General features: G+C 44.0%; 11 protein-coding genes. 4 read left to right on the top strand and 7 right to left on the bottom strand.

Annotation, left to right across the window (positions count from 1 at the left end; translation table 11 throughout):
* Positions 1–141: 141 nt before the first annotated feature.
* Positions 142–1,680, top strand: a complete 1,539-nt coding sequence (locus tag C4S61_RS00205) for a hypothetical protein (RefSeq protein WP_146064317.1) — start codon at positions 142–144, stop codon at positions 1,678–1,680.
* Here the strand turns inward: C4S61_RS00205 and pgi are convergent.
* On the bottom strand, positions 1,677–3,326 hold the full coding sequence (gene pgi, locus C4S61_RS00200; RefSeq protein ID WP_103922786.1) for a glucose-6-phosphate isomerase: 1,650 nt from the start codon (positions 3,324–3,326) through the stop codon (positions 1,677–1,679). The two genes, C4S61_RS00205 and pgi, sit on opposite strands and share 4 nt — an antisense overlap.
* Before the next feature lie 318 nt (positions 3,327–3,644).
* Between pgi and C4S61_RS00195 the strand changes: the two genes are divergently transcribed.
* Entirely contained in the window at positions 3,645–4,697 is a 1,053-nt protein-coding gene (locus tag C4S61_RS00195) for an endonuclease/exonuclease/phosphatase family protein (protein WP_235009694.1), read from the top strand.
* 39 nt (positions 4,698–4,736) lie between these two features.
* Here the strand turns inward: C4S61_RS00195 and C4S61_RS00190 are convergent, their stop codons facing one another.
* The 4 genes from C4S61_RS00190 to C4S61_RS00175 are packed head-to-tail and all read right to left on the bottom strand — an operon-like array spanning position 4,737 to position 7,707.
* Positions 4,737–5,720: an MlaD family protein gene (locus tag C4S61_RS00190; protein WP_103922785.1), complete on the bottom strand. Its 984-nt coding sequence runs from the start codon at positions 5,718–5,720 to the stop codon at positions 4,737–4,739.
* The gene (locus C4S61_RS00185; protein ID WP_103922784.1) at positions 5,717–6,475 is read right to left on the bottom strand and encodes an ABC transporter ATP-binding protein; all 759 of its coding nucleotides are present in this window, start codon (positions 6,473–6,475) and stop codon (positions 5,717–5,719) included. Before C4S61_RS00185 ends, C4S61_RS00190 begins: the two co-directional genes overlap by 4 nt.
* A 3-nt stretch (positions 6,476–6,478) precedes the next feature.
* Complete coding sequence (locus C4S61_RS00180) at positions 6,479–7,276, bottom strand: MlaE family ABC transporter permease (protein ID WP_103922783.1); 798 nt, start codon at positions 7,274–7,276, stop codon at positions 6,479–6,481.
* A gap of 59 nt (positions 7,277–7,335) precedes the next feature.
* Positions 7,336–7,707, bottom strand: a complete 372-nt coding sequence (locus tag C4S61_RS00175; protein ID WP_103922782.1) for a response regulator — start codon at positions 7,705–7,707, stop codon at positions 7,336–7,338.
* A gap of 394 nt (positions 7,708–8,101) precedes the next feature.
* Here C4S61_RS00175 and C4S61_RS00170 point away from each other — a divergent pair, with 394 nt between their 5' ends.
* Both C4S61_RS00170 and C4S61_RS00165 read left to right on the top strand, forming a co-directional pair.
* Positions 8,102–9,490 carry a TIGR00341 family protein gene (locus tag C4S61_RS00170; RefSeq protein ID WP_103923136.1) on the top strand — a complete coding sequence of 463 codons (1,389 nt, stop codon included), beginning with the start codon at positions 8,102–8,104 and terminating at the stop codon, positions 9,488–9,490.
* A gap of 12 nt (positions 9,491–9,502) precedes the next feature.
* Positions 9,503–9,952, top strand: coding sequence for a YciI family protein (locus tag C4S61_RS00165; RefSeq protein WP_103922781.1), 450 nt, complete (start codon positions 9,503–9,505; stop codon positions 9,950–9,952).
* A 166-nt stretch (positions 9,953–10,118) separates the two neighbouring features.
* Here the strand turns inward: C4S61_RS00165 and C4S61_RS00160 are convergent, their stop codons facing one another.
* Positions 10,119–12,980: a PD-(D/E)XK nuclease family protein gene (locus tag C4S61_RS00160; protein WP_103922780.1), complete on the bottom strand. Its 2,862-nt coding sequence runs from the start codon at positions 12,978–12,980 to the stop codon at positions 10,119–10,121.
* Entirely contained in the window at positions 12,973–16,191 is a 3,219-nt protein-coding gene (locus tag C4S61_RS00155; RefSeq protein WP_103923135.1) for a UvrD-helicase domain-containing protein, read from the bottom strand. Before C4S61_RS00155 ends, C4S61_RS00160 begins: the two co-directional genes overlap by 8 nt.
* Positions 16,192–16,328 lie beyond the last annotated feature (137 nt).

Here is a 16,328-nt window from a genome sequence, read left to right as displayed (position 1 = left end):
TATAATGAATTTGTTTTCTGTTTTCGATTTGGGCAAAACCCCTTGCCTAATCTGAAAAAGTACCCATTGAATTGCTCCAAAAATTGAGATTATTTTGATATCAGTTCATTGCTTACGTCTTTTACTTCATATTCCAGCAAAATGAAAATCAGATATCCTGTTTTTTTACTTTACCTCCTGTTGATTTTTTCCTGCGGAGAAAAGCAAAAACCGATACCAAAAACCGGCAAAGTAAGTATTACAGGAATAGAACTGAGGGCAGCCGGGAGTCCCTCCGGAAGAACGAATGCCACATTTCAATGGGAGCACGTTTTCAACAATCAACTCCAGCTCACATTCACCGAATCCAGTGGTGAATCCTTCAACATAGCACTCGATCCAAACGACTTCAGCACTGCTTATTCCATCGATTTACCTTTTGGTACCTACGAATACTCAGGGGAATCCAATGCTCAACCAATCTCCACAAGCCTTCCTGTCTCAGTCTCCGGTCAACTGATCGTGGACAATGCCGTGGAAACACTTACAATCAAAGCAAGTTCGGATTACGGACTGTTCACATTCTCAAAATCGAACCTTTCTGGGTCCCCAAAAATCCTTGAACCTGAATCAGGGGTCTTCTCAAGCACCTCGGACTTCTATTACAGCTATGTGAAGGATGACCTCCTGCTAAAAGCGGAACTTGATCTCAGCAATGGAAATTCATTTCGAATCGGAACGGCCTCAAGGGGGTTTACTCACCAACATTACCAGATATCCAGTTCGGCAACTGAACCCGTGGATACGTTTCAACCCAATGATTTTGAAATCTCGGCCGAGCGCCTGATTCTCGGCGAAAGTGGCTATCCAGCTAACCTTTACCCCTATCAACTCGCTGAATTAAACCCTGCAACGAATGAAACCTCGGGTCTTCAATGGATTCAAGGCAGGATATTTTCGATCAATGACAGTGGAAATTCTGCTGAGATTCAGGAGATAAATGCAGAGACTGGCGCTTTAGTCCGGACAATCAAAGTGACCAATGTGCCAAACGTGGACTGGGAAGATCTGACAGCAAGCCCAACGCATCTATTTATTGGGGATTTTGGAAATAATGCGGGGAACCGCACGGACCTGAAAATCCTGAAAATTTCCATTCCGGCACTTTTGGTTCAGGACGAAGTGGCGGCAGACGTAATTGAGTTTAGCTATCCGGATCAAAGTGATTTTTCCGGCGCCAATGTCGATCACAACTTTGACTGTGAGGCGATGATTTTTTGGGAAAATCAACTTCACCTGTTTTCCAAAAACCGTGGTGACGGACAGACCAAACACTACACCCTTTCTACTACAGTTGATAAACAAATCGCGACTTTAACCGAGACTTTTGATGCCAAAGGCTTAATTACGGGGGCAGATGTAACTCCGGAGGGGAAACATGTGGTTTTGCTGGGATATGAAAACCAGGGAGTAAGCTCAAGGTGCTTTATTTGGACCTTTGCTTCGGTTTCCAGCTCGGTTTTTTCGAAAGAAGGAAATCAGTTTTTCCTTGGGAGTCCGGCCAGTTTGGGACAGACAGAGGGCATAGCAATCGATCCCGATAGGGAAGTAACGATATCGGGGGAACGAATCAGCTTTGGCTCTCTGACCGTTCCCCCGAAGGTATTCAAGGTGGATTTGGCTGGAATTTTTACGCCTTAGCCTTTTCTCATTTGTTTGTAGGAATTGATCAGCCCGTTGGTAGAGCTGTCGTGTGAAGTTATCTCCCCATCACCTTCCAACTCCGGAAGAATTCCGTTGGCCAGTACTTTCCCTAATTCTACACCCCACTGATCAAAACTAAAAATATTCCAAACTGCTCCCTGTACGAAGATTTTGTGCTCATACATTGCAATCAATTGGCCCAAAGTATAGGGATTAATTTCTTTTACTAAAATTGAATTGGTAGGACGGTTACCCTCAAAAACCCGATGGGGGGCGATCTTTTCGATTTCAGCCTCTGATTTTCCAGCTTTTTTCATTTCTGAAATCACTTCCTCGAGAGATTTTCCTTTCATCAAGGCTTCCGTCTGTGCAAAGAAGTTGGAGAGGAGCTTCTGATGATGATCGCCGATCGGGTTATGCGAATTGGCCGGAGCGATGAAATCGCAGGGGACCAGGTGCGTCCCCTGATGGATCAGTTGGTAGAATGCATGCTGGCCGTTGGTGCCCGGTTCGCCCCAGATGATCGGGCCCGTGGTATAATTGACTTTTTGACCGTCACGTGTCACATATTTACCGTTGCTTTCCATATTGCCCTGCTGAAAATAGGCCGCAAAACGATGCATGTATTGATCATAAGGTAAAATTGCCTCTGAGGTAGCACCAAGAAAATTTGTATTCCATAGGCCGATCAAGGCCAATATCATCGGGATGTTTCGGTCAAACGGGGAATGACGAAAATGCTCATCCATGGAGTGCGCTCCATCCAACAGCTTTTCAAAATTCTTAAATCCAATCACGCAAGCGATAGGCAAACCTATGGCAGACCAAAGGGAATACCTTCCACCTACCCAATCCCAAAATTCAAACATATTTGCCGGATCGATTCCAAAGGCCTCCACCGCTTTGGCATTGGTAGAAAGTGCCACAAAATGCCTGGCCACTGCGGCTTCGTCTTTCGCTTTACCCAAAAACCAAGACCTAGCTGTGTGGGCATTGGTCATGGTCTCCTGAGTGGTGAATGTTTTGGATGCAATGAAGAACAGTGTGGTCTCCGGATCGACTTTTTTGAGTGTTTCAGCGATGTGTGTACCGTCTATATTGGAGACAAAAAAGATATCCAGTTTCGGATTTTGGAAGGGTTTGAGCGCTTCTGTCACCATCACCGGACCGAGGTCAGAGCCTCCAATACCGATATTGACCAGGGCTGTAATGGGCCTTCCAGTGTAGCCAAGCCAGGTTCCACTGTAGATTTTGTCCGCAAATTCTTTCATTTGGTCTAAAACCGCCTGAATATCCGGCATTACATTCTTGCCGTCTACGTAAACGGGCTGACCTTTTCTATTTCTAAGTGCCGTGTGAAGTACTGCTCTATTCTCAGTTTGATTGATGGGTTGTCCGGTAAACATAGCCTCAATCGCCTCAGGGACGTGTGTTTCACGAGCCAGGTCTACCAACGCTGACAAAACCTGCTCAGAAACTCGGTTTTTGGAATAATCTACCAGAATATCTTCGAGTTGGATGCTGAATTCCTCAAAGCGTCCTTTGTTCTGAAAAAGTGAGGAAATGTTATGATCCTTTTGTTTTTGGGCTAGTTCGACCAGTTTTGACCAGGCCGGAGTTGTTGAGGGATTTATAGCCTTCATGCGATATTGGTTAATAGGGTTGAGGGACAAAAATAAGATTTATATCGGGGGAATGAAGACAAAAAGTCAACAGACCGGGTAAAATACTTTATCAATAAAAATTAAACCCTGTGACTTTCGGCCCTCTTCCTTCTAACAGAAAAACAGTGGAGAATTACTTGTAACACTGTTTTTTGGCTCTAGTCAGGAGTTAGAAAAACTTTATCGCTGCACCCTTTTATTGAGGGATGATCCGAGAAAACAATTATCACTAATAAAAAACTCATTGATTTAAACTTCAAAACCTATTTCTTTACTTTTCAACTCAAGCGCTTTTTTGTGGAACTCCTCATCCTGAAAATCCCTATTCTCTTTTTTTTAGCATTTACCTGGATTCCTTCCATCAAGTTGGACCATTGGTGGATTCGGATATTTGATTATCCCCGCTTCCAAAAACTCGTATCGCTGGGGATGCTGCTGGTTCTATGGATGATTTTTGGGAGGAATGATGTTGGTTTTGTTTATTGGATGGGGGGTGTAATTGTCAGCATGGGTTACCTCGGTTTTTTAGTTTGGCCCTATTCTGTTTTTGGAAAAAAGATGATCCAAAAAGTACCCTATGACTCTCAACAGGGAATTCATCTCATTGTCGGGAATGTTTATCAATACAATAGAAGCTACGAAAAAATACTTCAGTTAATCAAAAAAAATGATCCTGACCTGGTCTTTCTTGTTGAAACTGATCAGGCTTGGGTAGATGCATTGACCCCGGTGCACGACATTTATCGGCATCGCATTCTTTTGCCTTTGGACAACACCTATGGACTGGCCCTTTATTCCAAGCTTCCCCTCAAACGACAAGAGATTAAATATCTAATCAGTAAAGAAATTCCTTCTTTGGAGATCGATGTCGAGCTCCGAAATGGAAAACCCGTCACGATCTATGCCATCCACCCCACCCCACCTGTGCCAGGGGAGAGCTTAAATTCGACAGAACGCGATGCGGAGATTTTGATAGTTGGCAAAAAATCGAAAGAAAACCCCCGGCCCTCACTCGTCATTGGCGACTTGAATGATGTGGCATGGAGCTATACGACTTCACTTTTTCTGAAAATCTCCGAAATGGCAGATCCACGAAGAGGAAGGGGCTTCTATAGCACTTTTCATGCAAAGTATCCTTTTTTTAGATGGCCCCTTGATCATGTTTTCCTGAGCAAGCATTTTGGGTTATCCAAGATCCATGTACTGAAACCCATCGGTTCGGATCACTTCCCCATAGAACTCAAGGCCGTATTGAATTCATATGAATCCACAGATACAGAAACAGCTTCGGCTGAGGAAAAGAAGGAAGCCAATGAAAAAATCAGAAACGGACATAAAGAGGCTGAATAGGAAATAAAAAAACCGATCATTTCTGATCGGCTTGTAGATTTAATTTCCGGATTCTGCTTTCTCTTCTGCTTTTGCTTTTCGCTTAAAGCCTCGGTTGAATGGCCAGGTGTACTCCAACGCTTCCATGCCTTTATTCAGATTGTAAGTGGCAGAATCTGCATTTTGCATTGTGCTCTTTAGCGACTCGGCAAAGGCCGGATCATTGAGCAACATGCCCATGGAGTTGTCCGATGAGTTCAACTTATCCGTTATTTCGTTCAGTTTTCTGGTCATTTCAGCTGAATTTTCTGCTGTGGATTTCAGGCTTTCCATGCTTGCCTTTAAGTCTGTGACCATGGTGGTATCTGTCACCAAGTCATTGAACAGGTTACCTTCCTTATTCAGTTTGGCTGTGAAGGCATTCAACTCATTGATCATTCGTAAGCTATTGGAAGATGCCCGATCCAGGTTGACAAGGATGGTTTTGAAGTTTTCGGCCAATGTGGAATCTGTCATGACTGCGCCGATAATTCCGTCTCCGTTGGCGATTTTACCGGTCAATACTTTTAAATCTGCCGTTATTTCAACCAAATTCTCATTGTTGACCTGAAGCGTTTCCATCATTTTATCCGTATCCAGCGGCATCACACCCTCCAGTCGGTCACCCTCTTCGACCGCAGGCACTTCGGTACTTCCCCCGTAGATCACGATGATCTTATTTCCGATCAATCCATCAGAACTGATGGTGGCTTTGGAATCTTTTCGGATATAATCTGCCACTGACTTTTCCACATTCATCTCGATTTCTACCTGAGAATCCCCGTAGAAATTGATCTTTCGCACCGTTCCGATTTTGACACCCGAGAACCAGATGTTATTTCCGGTCTGCAAACCTCCGATATTGTCAAAAACAGTCTTCAAATGAATAGACTTGACAAATTTTTTCTGCTGACCACCCAGGGTCAATATTCCTGCCACCAGAATTGCAATTCCCAGAAAAACAAAAATCCCTACCAGGACTGATCGTTTATTTTCTCCTCTCATGAGTTTATAAAATTATAATCGTAAAATGATTTGATGCGGTCATCTTCCGCATTGGGAAATACCTCTTCAAATGTCCCTAAAGCGTCAAACTGACCATCCAATAATACTGCCATTCTATCACCTGTCTGCTTGGCGCAGGTCAAGTCATGAGTAATGACTATGGAGGAGGTTTTATAGCGCTCTCTGACTTCGAGAATCAGGTTATTAATATCTCCGCAAGTAATCGGGTCCAGACCTGCTGTCGGTTCATCATAGAGCATTATTTCCGGATTTAGGATAAGTGTCCGAGCTACTCCGATTCGCTTTTTCTGGCCTCCCGAAAGTTCAGAAGGCATTTGATTGATCGTCTGAGGTAACCCCACACTATCCAAAAGCTCCTCTATCCTTCGGCTGATCTCAGCCCGAGTGAGATTTTTCTCATTTCTCACCAAAGGAAACTCCATATTTTCCCTTACGGTCATGCTGTCATACAGCGCGGAGTTTTGGAAAGAAAAGCCGATTTTCAGCCTGAGGGCATTCAGATCCCTTTTCTTCAATCGGGAAACTTCTTGCCCAAAAACCTTCATACTTCCCGAATCCTGAGTCAATAGTCCCACCATAATTTTGATCAGGACAGACTTACCCGAACCCGATTTGCCCAGGACTACCAGGTTTTCTTCTTTGAACAAGTCCAAGTCCACGCCCTTCAATACTTCCAGGTCGCCAAACGCCTTCTTCAAGTCTCTTATTTCTACTACTTTTTCTCGCTGATTCATAGTTTAGACTCCTCTTATTGCATTGACTATCTGAAGTACGAGCAGTTCCTCGATAAAAATCAGAAACATTGCCATCACTACGGCAGCATTGGCAGCCAAACCTACCCCCTCTGTTCCTTTAGAGGAATTGTACCCTTTATAACACCCCACGATACCGATGGTAAATCCGAATAAAATAGACTTTACGATCGATGAAGTCACATCTAAAAAGGTAATTGATTCAAAAACCTGCACGAAAAATGTGGTAAGGCTCACCAGTTCATTTTTGTTCACACTTAAAAATGAACCCATCAGCGCCACAAAGTCCGTGTACATCACCAATAACGGAATCATAAAAGTGGTGGCCAATACGCGCGTCACAACCAGAAATTTGAATGGATTGGTAGCTGACACTTCCATGGCATCAATCTGCTCTGTCACTTTCATAGAACCAATTTCGGCACCGATACTCGACCCTACCTTTCCTGCTGCTATCAAGGCAGTCACTAAGGGCCCCATGGCGCGCACTACTGCTATGGAAATAAGAGAAGGAAGCCAGGATGCCGCCCCAAACTCTGAGAGCGAAGGCCTGGACTGATTGGTGAAGACGATACCGACAATAAACCCGGTGAGAGAAATCAGAGGAAGCGATTCCACCCCTATCCGATAGCACTGGTGCACTACCTCCTTAAACTCATAAGGTGGCAAGAAAACTTCCTGAAAAAATCGCCTCACGAAATTCCAGGCATCGTTTAATCCTACAAAAAACTTATCCAATTTTTTCGAAAGCAAAGGCTTTCGGTCATCTGGTTCTTCCGCCATAGTGATTTTCTGATTTCCGAAATTAAGTAATTTTATCAAAAGGCCTTAGTAACATAGGATCAGAGGCCAAGTATGTAATGTAGGTCAGATTCCTTGATGGGTTTTTCAAAAAAACCAGATACTCTTTCATCCTTAGTAGCGCGACTTCGATCTTCCGGATAAATCGATCCCGAAAGGAGATAAAATGCTCCATTGAAACCCAAACCATGAATCTCTTCCAAAAATTCCCATCCATCCATCTTATTCAGATTGATATCGGAAATAACCACATGCGGAGGAGAGGCCGCTATAAAATCTAAGGCAGACAAAGCATCTTCGAAGAAAATTAAATCAATGTCGATTTTCAGGATCGCTACTCTCTTCCGAAACAGGAGATGCTGAATCTTATCATCATCTAGAACTAAAATCTTCCTTTTTGTGAAGTCACTCATGACAGAAAAATAGAGAATTTACTTTTAAGGTTTAAAACCATTAACGTAACGGGCTCAAAGAAACAAAAAAAAAGAAGAGGTGGAGAATTCATCTTTTTTGTTTTATCATGATTCTGTTACCAATAACAGATACAATTCGGGTGACAGTATTTTTTTAGGTTTATCTAAATTTTTTAGATAGCTAAAATTACGATAAGGCGAAATCAGGTTTAAATACGATATAAATCAGCTAGTTGGATTTATATATCTCAATTATTTATTAAGATTAAAAATCACGGTTTCTCATTTCTTTCTGTAAGGAAACAGGATTCGCTCTTTTCTGCCCGCTTGGAGGAATATTTAATCCAAAGTGGAAAAAGAAGCCCCAATCTGGAAAAAAAGTTATTTTTATCGCATGTCTGAAATTACTCAAGAGTCAAAAAAATCTAAAGTAAAACGAAGCGGACTGATCCGGTTGCTGATCTATCTTCGTCAGCGATTCGATCTCGAAGAAGGCAAGGAAGACGAGCTGGAAACCATCGAATACATCTCCAAAAATGTCGAGTTCAAAGGCGCCAATCTTTGGATTTTAATCTTTGCGATCCTTGTCGCATCGGTCGGGTTGAATGTCAATTCAACGGCAGTTATTATCGGTGCCATGTTAATCTCTCCCCTCATGGGACCAATCATGGGGATAGGATTGGCAGCGGGAATTAATGACTTTGAGTTGCTCAAAAAATCAATTCGAAATCTCCTCGTTGCGATTTTTATTGCCATCCTTACCTCCACTGTTTATTTTACGATTACCCCGATATATGGGGCTGAATCAGAGCTACTCGCCCGGACAGAACCTACCGTTTGGGATGTTTTGATAGCTTTGTTTGGGGGACTTGCCGGAATAGTGGCTGGCTCAAGAAAAGAAAAAAGCAATGCGATTCCGGGAGTAGCGATCGCCACGGCCTTGATGCCCCCACTCTGCACGGCAGGATACGGACTTGCCACGGGCAACCTGCTTTACTTTTTTGGAGCTTTCTATCTGTTCTTCATCAATTCAGTTTTCATCAGCTTATCTACTTACTTGATAGTGCGTTTTATGGGCTATCCCAAAAAGCATTTTTTGGACTCAACTCGAGAAAAGCGAGTGCAAACCTACATCACCATTTTCACCATCCTGACCCTGATTCCAAGTGTTTATCTAGCCTATGGAATTGTCAAAAAAACCATTTGGAATGAGCAGGCTAGGCAATTTGTCGCCATTGAGATGCAATTTCCCAGAACGCAAATTCTAAACACCAATTTTGAATACTCCAATACCAGCCGGACGATTGAAGTCAGCCTGATCGGTGATTTGGTGTCGGAGGAGGAAGTTGAAATTTTAAAAAACAAACTTACCTCTCTTGGACTCATCGAGACAGAATTGATCATCAATCAAAGCGGCAGTAACGGAACCGATATCAATGTCTTGAGAAACGACATCCTGAAGGATCTCTATGAGCGAAATGGAGGACTGATCCTAGATAAAGACCTAAAAATCGCACTACTCGAACGTGAACTCTCGGAAGATGCCCAAATCCGAAATCTAAGCAATGAGGTAGCACGTGAAGCTAAAATAAACCACCCCAACCTAAAGAAATTCAGTTTGGGGCGGTCAATTTTTACCGATCTGGACAAAAATGAAACCGATACCCTGATTTCTGCCTATGCTTCCTTTCAACCCCAACCTCCACGCTCTGAAATTAAAAAATTTCAGGATTGGCTTAAAATCCGGACAAAATCCGATACTGTTGCACTAATTATCGACTGAGCCCACTTTCCTATGAAAAAGATCCTCTTTTCCCTCTTGCTTGTAAGCCTTGGCTTATCTGCTTTTGCTCAAGATCAATACGACGAAACCCTGGCACAAAGACTAGGCGCCGATGATTATGGGATGAAAAAGTACATCATGGCTTTCCTGATTCGGGGGGATAGTGTCAGCAATTATACCCCCGAGCAGCGATCTGAAATCCAAGCCGGACACATGGCCAACATAGGCAAAATGGCCGAAATGGGGAAATTAATCGTTGCAGGACCTTTTATGGGAAATGATGAGCTACGCGGAATCTACATTTTCGATGTCCAAACCTTGGAAGAGGCCAAAGCTTTGACTGAAACCGATCCAGCGATAAAGGCCGGCGTCCTCAAAATGGACCTGAAGGAATGGTATGGTTCGGCTGCCCTGATGATGCTGCCCGAAATCTATCCTAAAGTGACGAAGAAGAGTTTTTAGTCGCAGTGATCAGTGGTCAGTCGTAGTTTACTATTTTGTAAAAAGTAAGTGGTCAGTTGTTAGTGGTAAAGTCAACAATCAACTTACTACTCACTCTTTACGACTCACAAATCAAACTTCCCTCCTTGACATCTGAAAACTGCCTACTGCCACTGCCAACTGAACCCTATCTTCCACACATCTCCCGATACGGACAATACTCACACTTTTTCAGATCTGTTGTCTGCAAAAAGGGAACCTGAGGATCGTACAATTCCTCCAAAAGTCCCTTCAGCCCTTCCCTATATTCATCCTGATGATCTCGGTAATCTGACAGCTCAATTCCCTGCTTTCGGGGTTCTCTCAATTGTAAATACGGATTGAAGTCTTCCGAAAAAACCTCTTTCAAGTTGTAAATCGCCGGTTTCAGAGGAGCTGTATTTTCCGAATGTTCAAACTGATAGATCAAGCCATAGAACATCGTCTGCATGGCGGCTTTGTTTCGATTCTTATTATCCCGATCAAACAGCGAGGGAATATCCTTAAACTCCTTCTTGTCTCCACCCGACTTGTAATCGATCAGCCGTATCACGCCGTTCAGTTCGTCCACCCGGTCAATGATTCCTTTTAGCGCAATTTCCCGTACACCCTCGCTCGTATTGATCTTGAGGTTAGCCCCGTACTCCTTCCCTTTTTCCAAAGAAATCAACCGAAACGGAGCTGATTCCTCATCGATCTCCAACACCCGGGTGATGTATTTCTGCAAAACATCCCGTGCGATAGCCATCTGTCCATTAAGTTTGGTCTCGGCGGCATCTTCCAAATGGTAATTGGTTCGGATTGCTTTTTCGATCGCAGGAAAAACCCAGTTAGCTTTCAGTTCTTTAAAATCTCCAGGCTCCAGCACATTCCGCTTTTTCCGCTCGATGAACCCCAAATACAGGTTTTCCATGCTGTAGTGCACCAGATTCCCAAAAACTCCGGCATCGATTTCCTCGGTCACTTCCTCCTTTTCCTTGATTCCCGCGATGTATTTGAGGTAAAACTTCAATCGGCAATCCAAGTACACATTTAATGCAGAAGGTGAAAATGACACGCTAGGAGTACCATCCTGCTGAATCGTATAGCGTTCCAAAATCTGAAGAATTTCCGGAACTTTTTCGATCGTAATCTCTCCCGGCGACTTCTGGTCGATGGGTACAAAAATCACCTCCTCCTTCATATCCAGATCCATTTCCACCATCATCTGCTGGATATAACGGCTTTTCTCCCCGGACTTTCCCTGATCAGAAGCTGTGGTGTAAATCATGTGAACTTCCTCCGCGCTATGCAGCAAGCGGTAGAAAGTATAAGCATAAATTGCATCATTCTGCTCCTGAACAGGCAGTCCAAATGCTCTGCGTAAATTGAACGGAATCATGGAATTCAGTCCGCTTGAAGGAGGAAAACTCGCCTCATTCATTGTACAAATGATCACACGACGAAAATCAAGATTTCTCGATTCCAGCACTCCCATGATCTGTAAACCCTGAAGCGGTTCGCCTTCGAATGGTAACTTCACCTCCCGGAATACCTGTCTGAAAAGCCGAATAAAAAACTCCCGATTGACCGTGAGGGAATCTTGCTTATCAAAAATCTCACGAAGTCGAGTCAACTGCTTGAAGCATTGATAGAGGTAACTGCGCTGTAGCGGCTCGTCTTTGAGCCTTTCGGCCAATTCCTCCATCAAGGTCGATAAGTAGCTGAAAAGTTGCTCGCTTTCCAGTTTTTGGAAAATCAGGGTAAAAAAAGCTCCACCTTGATGCAGATTTTCCCGGGAAATATAGATTTGATTCTTCTCCTGAATCTCAGCCAGCAACCCTTTGCAAAAGCCGGGATTGGCTGATTTCAAGTAGATCGATGAAAGTAAGTTTTTGACCGCTTGATGGTAAAAGAGGACTTTTCCCTCCTCGACTTTGATGAAGCGCTGCATTTCCAAGACTGATTCAAGAAAGGCATAAACCGGGGCATTTTTGACCGGATAGCCCATGGTCACGTTCACTTTGTCCACCTGATCCGGCAAGGAATGAAGGACAGGGAAAAGCATTTGCTCATCAGGAAGAATCACCACCGTCTCCTCCCAGTTTTCCTTGGGAATCTTCTCCAAAATCGTTCCCACCAGATTCGCCTGATTGGTTTTCAGCGGGGTAGCGTAGGTTTGGATTTTGGCCTTTTTGGTTTGGATCAAAGCTGGAATGATTTCAGGGAAAGTTGGCCCAAAAACTTTGTCCCGCTGATATTCTCTGAAGAAAAGCCCAGCCTCCTGATTCTTGTCATTGAGGTAATAGGCATCCAAATCCCAGTAAATTTCGGCTCCAAATTGCGTGATGAAATGCTTGATCAACCTCTCCTCCGCTCCGGTGAAAGCATTGAAACCGATGAAAATGGTATGCTTTTCCGGCTTTGGAATCTGATCGAGTGCTTCGGCTACTTTTCGATACAACTTACCGGAATAGGCCAAACCCGAAACATTCAGCGAAGCCTGAAATGCCTGATAAAGCGGATGGAGCATTTCCCAAAACTTCAAAAACTTCTCCTGATGCATGCGGTCCTGCCGCACAAACGAAGCCCAAAACTGCTGGATCAACTCAACCTGACTCTCAGTCAAAAAACTCTGATCCGACTCAAATTCCTTGAATTCAGCCAACTGGTGATACAATTTCTTGGCATCGGCCATGAATTGATCCAGGTCATTGAAGTCCTTGAGGATCATTTCGCCCCAAAAGAAAAACTTGTCAAAATCCTCCGGAGCGGGATGCAGATCCCTATAAACCCGATACAACTCGAAAATTAAGGTCAGCTCATCCGCAGGTCGCTGTCCGGCATAGTGGTAGAAAATATCTTCAATCGTCTTCACTTCCGGCATCCACATGGGTTCAGAAATGAGCGTCCCGAGATGCTGGGTAAAGAAAAGTCCGGCTCTTCGGTTGGGGAGGACAATGCTTAGATTCTGGAGATTCTGGTGTTTTTCCAGGATTTCCCGGGCAGTATTTCTTAAAAAACTATGCATGGACTGTCTCGATTTTACCGGTTTCCAAATAACATAAATAGCCTTTTACCGGCTTTTGGGTGAGCTTTTGGACCAACACCATGTAGTCACGGACCTGAATTCCATAGCGCTCTTGCTCCTCTCCCGTCTTGAAATCGACGATGATGGATTCATTTTCGCGGAGGATAATCCGATCGGGCCGTTTTTGCTTTCCTCCCGGAAGCAAAATTCCCTGCTCCGCCAGCAAAATCCCTTCACTTTCAAACCAATCACTAAAAACGGGATTGGAAAAAAGCTCAATTAGCTGATTCTGAACCTCAGCCTTCTCAGACTGGCTGAGTCTTCCTTCGAAATAAAATGCCTGCAAATTGGCCTTGACAGCTTCGAGATTGACGGACTTCTCCAAAATCTCATGCACAAGCAGCCCGAAATTCCGCTTCTTCCGTTGCTCCAAGCCTTCCGAAGAAAAGTCAACAGCATACTTTTTCACTCTCAGTAATTCTGTCCAATTTTGATAAGACCATCGCAAGCTTGGAACAGGCAAAAGCGCTGATTTTTCAGGCTTTTTTTCCGGCCAGTCACCTAATTCAAAAACTTTGGTTTCGACATTAAAATGCGCTCCCAAATTCAAGCCTTCATCCGATTCGATTCCATTTTCGAGAATTTGCTGAAGGTGAATCTCCAACTTATTCTGAGATTCAATATTTGCCTGATAAGGCACCAATCCCCAAAACACATCCTCTGCACGGGTGAGTGCCACATAGATCATATTCAAGCTATCGAGATAGGCCAAAATCGCTTCCTCTGAGTAGATTGGGCTGAAAGCAGATTGGGCAAGATTTCCTCCCAAAGTGAGTGGAATGATCGCAGACAGCATTTTTTCACGGTCTTCAAAAGGTGACCAGACCACATTTCCTTTGGTCGTATCAAAAATCGTCCATTTCAAGAAAGGCATCAGTACCACTTTAAACTGCAGGCCTTTTGACTTGTGAATTGTAAGAATCCGCATCGCATCGTGACCTTCGGGTATTTTCACTGTTCGCTTGGTTTGATTCTCCTCCCACCACTCGAGGAAACCCGCAAGATCAGACCGATTGTTGGCCGTGAAATCGTAAACGGCTTCCTTAAAACCAGAGATATAGGCTTTCTCCAATCCATTTTCAATCAAGTCAAGCGCCACAATCAACTCCTCGAGTACTTCCATCAATGGAAGCTGAAGCAGCAGCATTTCCCTTTCCTGGAATGAATTTACCCTACCCTTTAAATGCTCCGGAATTTGACCAATTGCAAAAAGGGAGTGGTTCACAGGTTCATCCTTCAAGACCGACCAATAATACCACATCGTTTTAAACTGAACGAGATCGTCCGGATACTGCAAATACCTCAATCCGGCTACCAAGGCTTTCACCGAGGCGGATTTGGTGAGGTACATGGATTCATCCGAAAGCACATCAAAGCGGTACTTGGGGTCGCTATTTTCGGCTGTCACCTCCATCAATCGATCTGCAATGGCCTCTCCTTCTTTTTTGCTCCGCACCAGAAAGGCAATATCCCGAAGGCTGTAACCGTGATCCTGAAGTTCCCGAACCATATCCGGTAATTTGGCCAACACCTGATCGCTGAAGCTCCCTTCTTCATCCTCCTTGATTGGGGTCAAAAACTCCAGTTTCACTTTGCCACGAAAATCTGATTTAGCCTTTTTGGGGGAAATTTTCTGCGAAACATCCTGATAGGCTCTGGACAAAATCGATGGATCCTCTACCAGATATTTTTCACTCAAATAGGACTCAAACGAGGCCGGCAACTTATTGAAAAGCGCGTTGTTGAATTCGATGATATTGGGAAGACTGCGGAAGTTAGTATCGAGATTCTGAAGGTTAATCCCAAAAATACCCGTTTCGGCTTCCACCTGTTCCAGCAAAAGTTTCATCTCTCCCCCCCGCCAGCGGTAGATGGATTGCTTCACATCGCCCACCAGCAGATTCGTGTTGCCTTGCGCAAGTGAGTTTTCCAAAAGCGGCTTGAAACTAGCCCATTGAAAGCCCGAAGTATCCTGAAACTCATCAATCAGATAGTTACGGTATTGATTCCCAACTTTTTCATAGATAAAAGGAGCATCATTCTCTTGGGTAATTTCTTTGAGAAATTCATTGGCATCCGATATCAGGAGGATGTTTTCCTCGTCTTTGATGACCGAAAGCTCGTCAAGCAGATTCCTGAAAATTCCGAAGACGTAGCTGTTTTTGGATATGGCCTCGATGGTATTCCACTGATAGAGAAGCTGTTCAAATTGGGCTAAAATCTGGTTTAAACCTTCACCGAAAGCCGCTTCGATTCGAGAGGCTTGAGGACTCTTATTGGTAAACCACTTTTCCGAATTGTCAATCGCATCGAGCATGGTCTTATTGACCTCTGGCACAGGATTCTTTCTATCTCCTAACTGATCAAACTTTTTGGCAAATGATTTTGAACCTCCTTTAAAATCAGTCCATTCAAGCCCATTGGCTATTCGAATTTCATTTGCCTGTACTTTGAGTTCAGTGGCTAGTTTAATCAACTCCGCCCTTCTCTCCCGGGCAAAAACCTGAAGTTTGGAGATGTTTTCCTTTTCCTTTAGAAAATCCCTAACCTCAGTCGAATAGCGCTTGAAATCTTCCTGAAAAATCTGACCTCCCAATTCCCGGATATTCCGACGGATATCCCAGGATTTACCGTTTTGGATCTGCTCGGAGGCATAATCCACCAGCCATTTGTGCAGAAACTCATCCTCCATCACCAGCATGACCACCCGGTCCACGACTCGATCGAGTATCGCCTGCTGATCGAGTTCGACTTCAAACTTTGCATTGAGGTCCATTTCTCTGGCAAATGCTCTGACCACCTTCTGAAAAAAACTATCAATCGTACTCACCGCAAAGTGCCCATAATCATGTAGAATCGCGGTCAAAGTTTGGGAAGCCTTCCCTTTCAAACCAGCTTCATCCACATGCAGGGCTTTCATCAGTTCCTCATCCATTTTTTCGGCAGGATTCACGGTGGTTCGCAGTCGAACGAGTTCTTTTACGATCCGCTCTTTCATCTCAGCGGTGGCTTTATTGGTAAAAGTCACCGCAAGGATTTGACGAAATGCCCCCGGATTGGCAAGGGCCAGCTTGAGGTACTCCAGCGTCAGGGTGTAGGTCTTACCCGAGCCGGCGGAAGATTTGTAGATGATGAAGGGTTTCTTGTCCATGGGAAAAAATCGATCCTCCAAGATAGGAAAGTGGGGTGTTTTTCCATGGTAGAAAAAGCAAGGGTGACGAATATTGTCGGAAAACCACCCATCAATTTTATCAAAGTCTCTAGAAATCCCTGGATTGGAAATCGGTT

The sequence above is a fragment of the Algoriphagus boritolerans DSM 17298 = JCM 18970 genome (assembly GCF_900108085.1).
GTDB classification, from domain to species: Bacteria; Bacteroidota; Bacteroidia; order Cytophagales; family Cyclobacteriaceae; genus Algoriphagus; species Algoriphagus boritolerans.
This window is presented reverse-complemented; position numbering and strand designations above follow the sequence as displayed.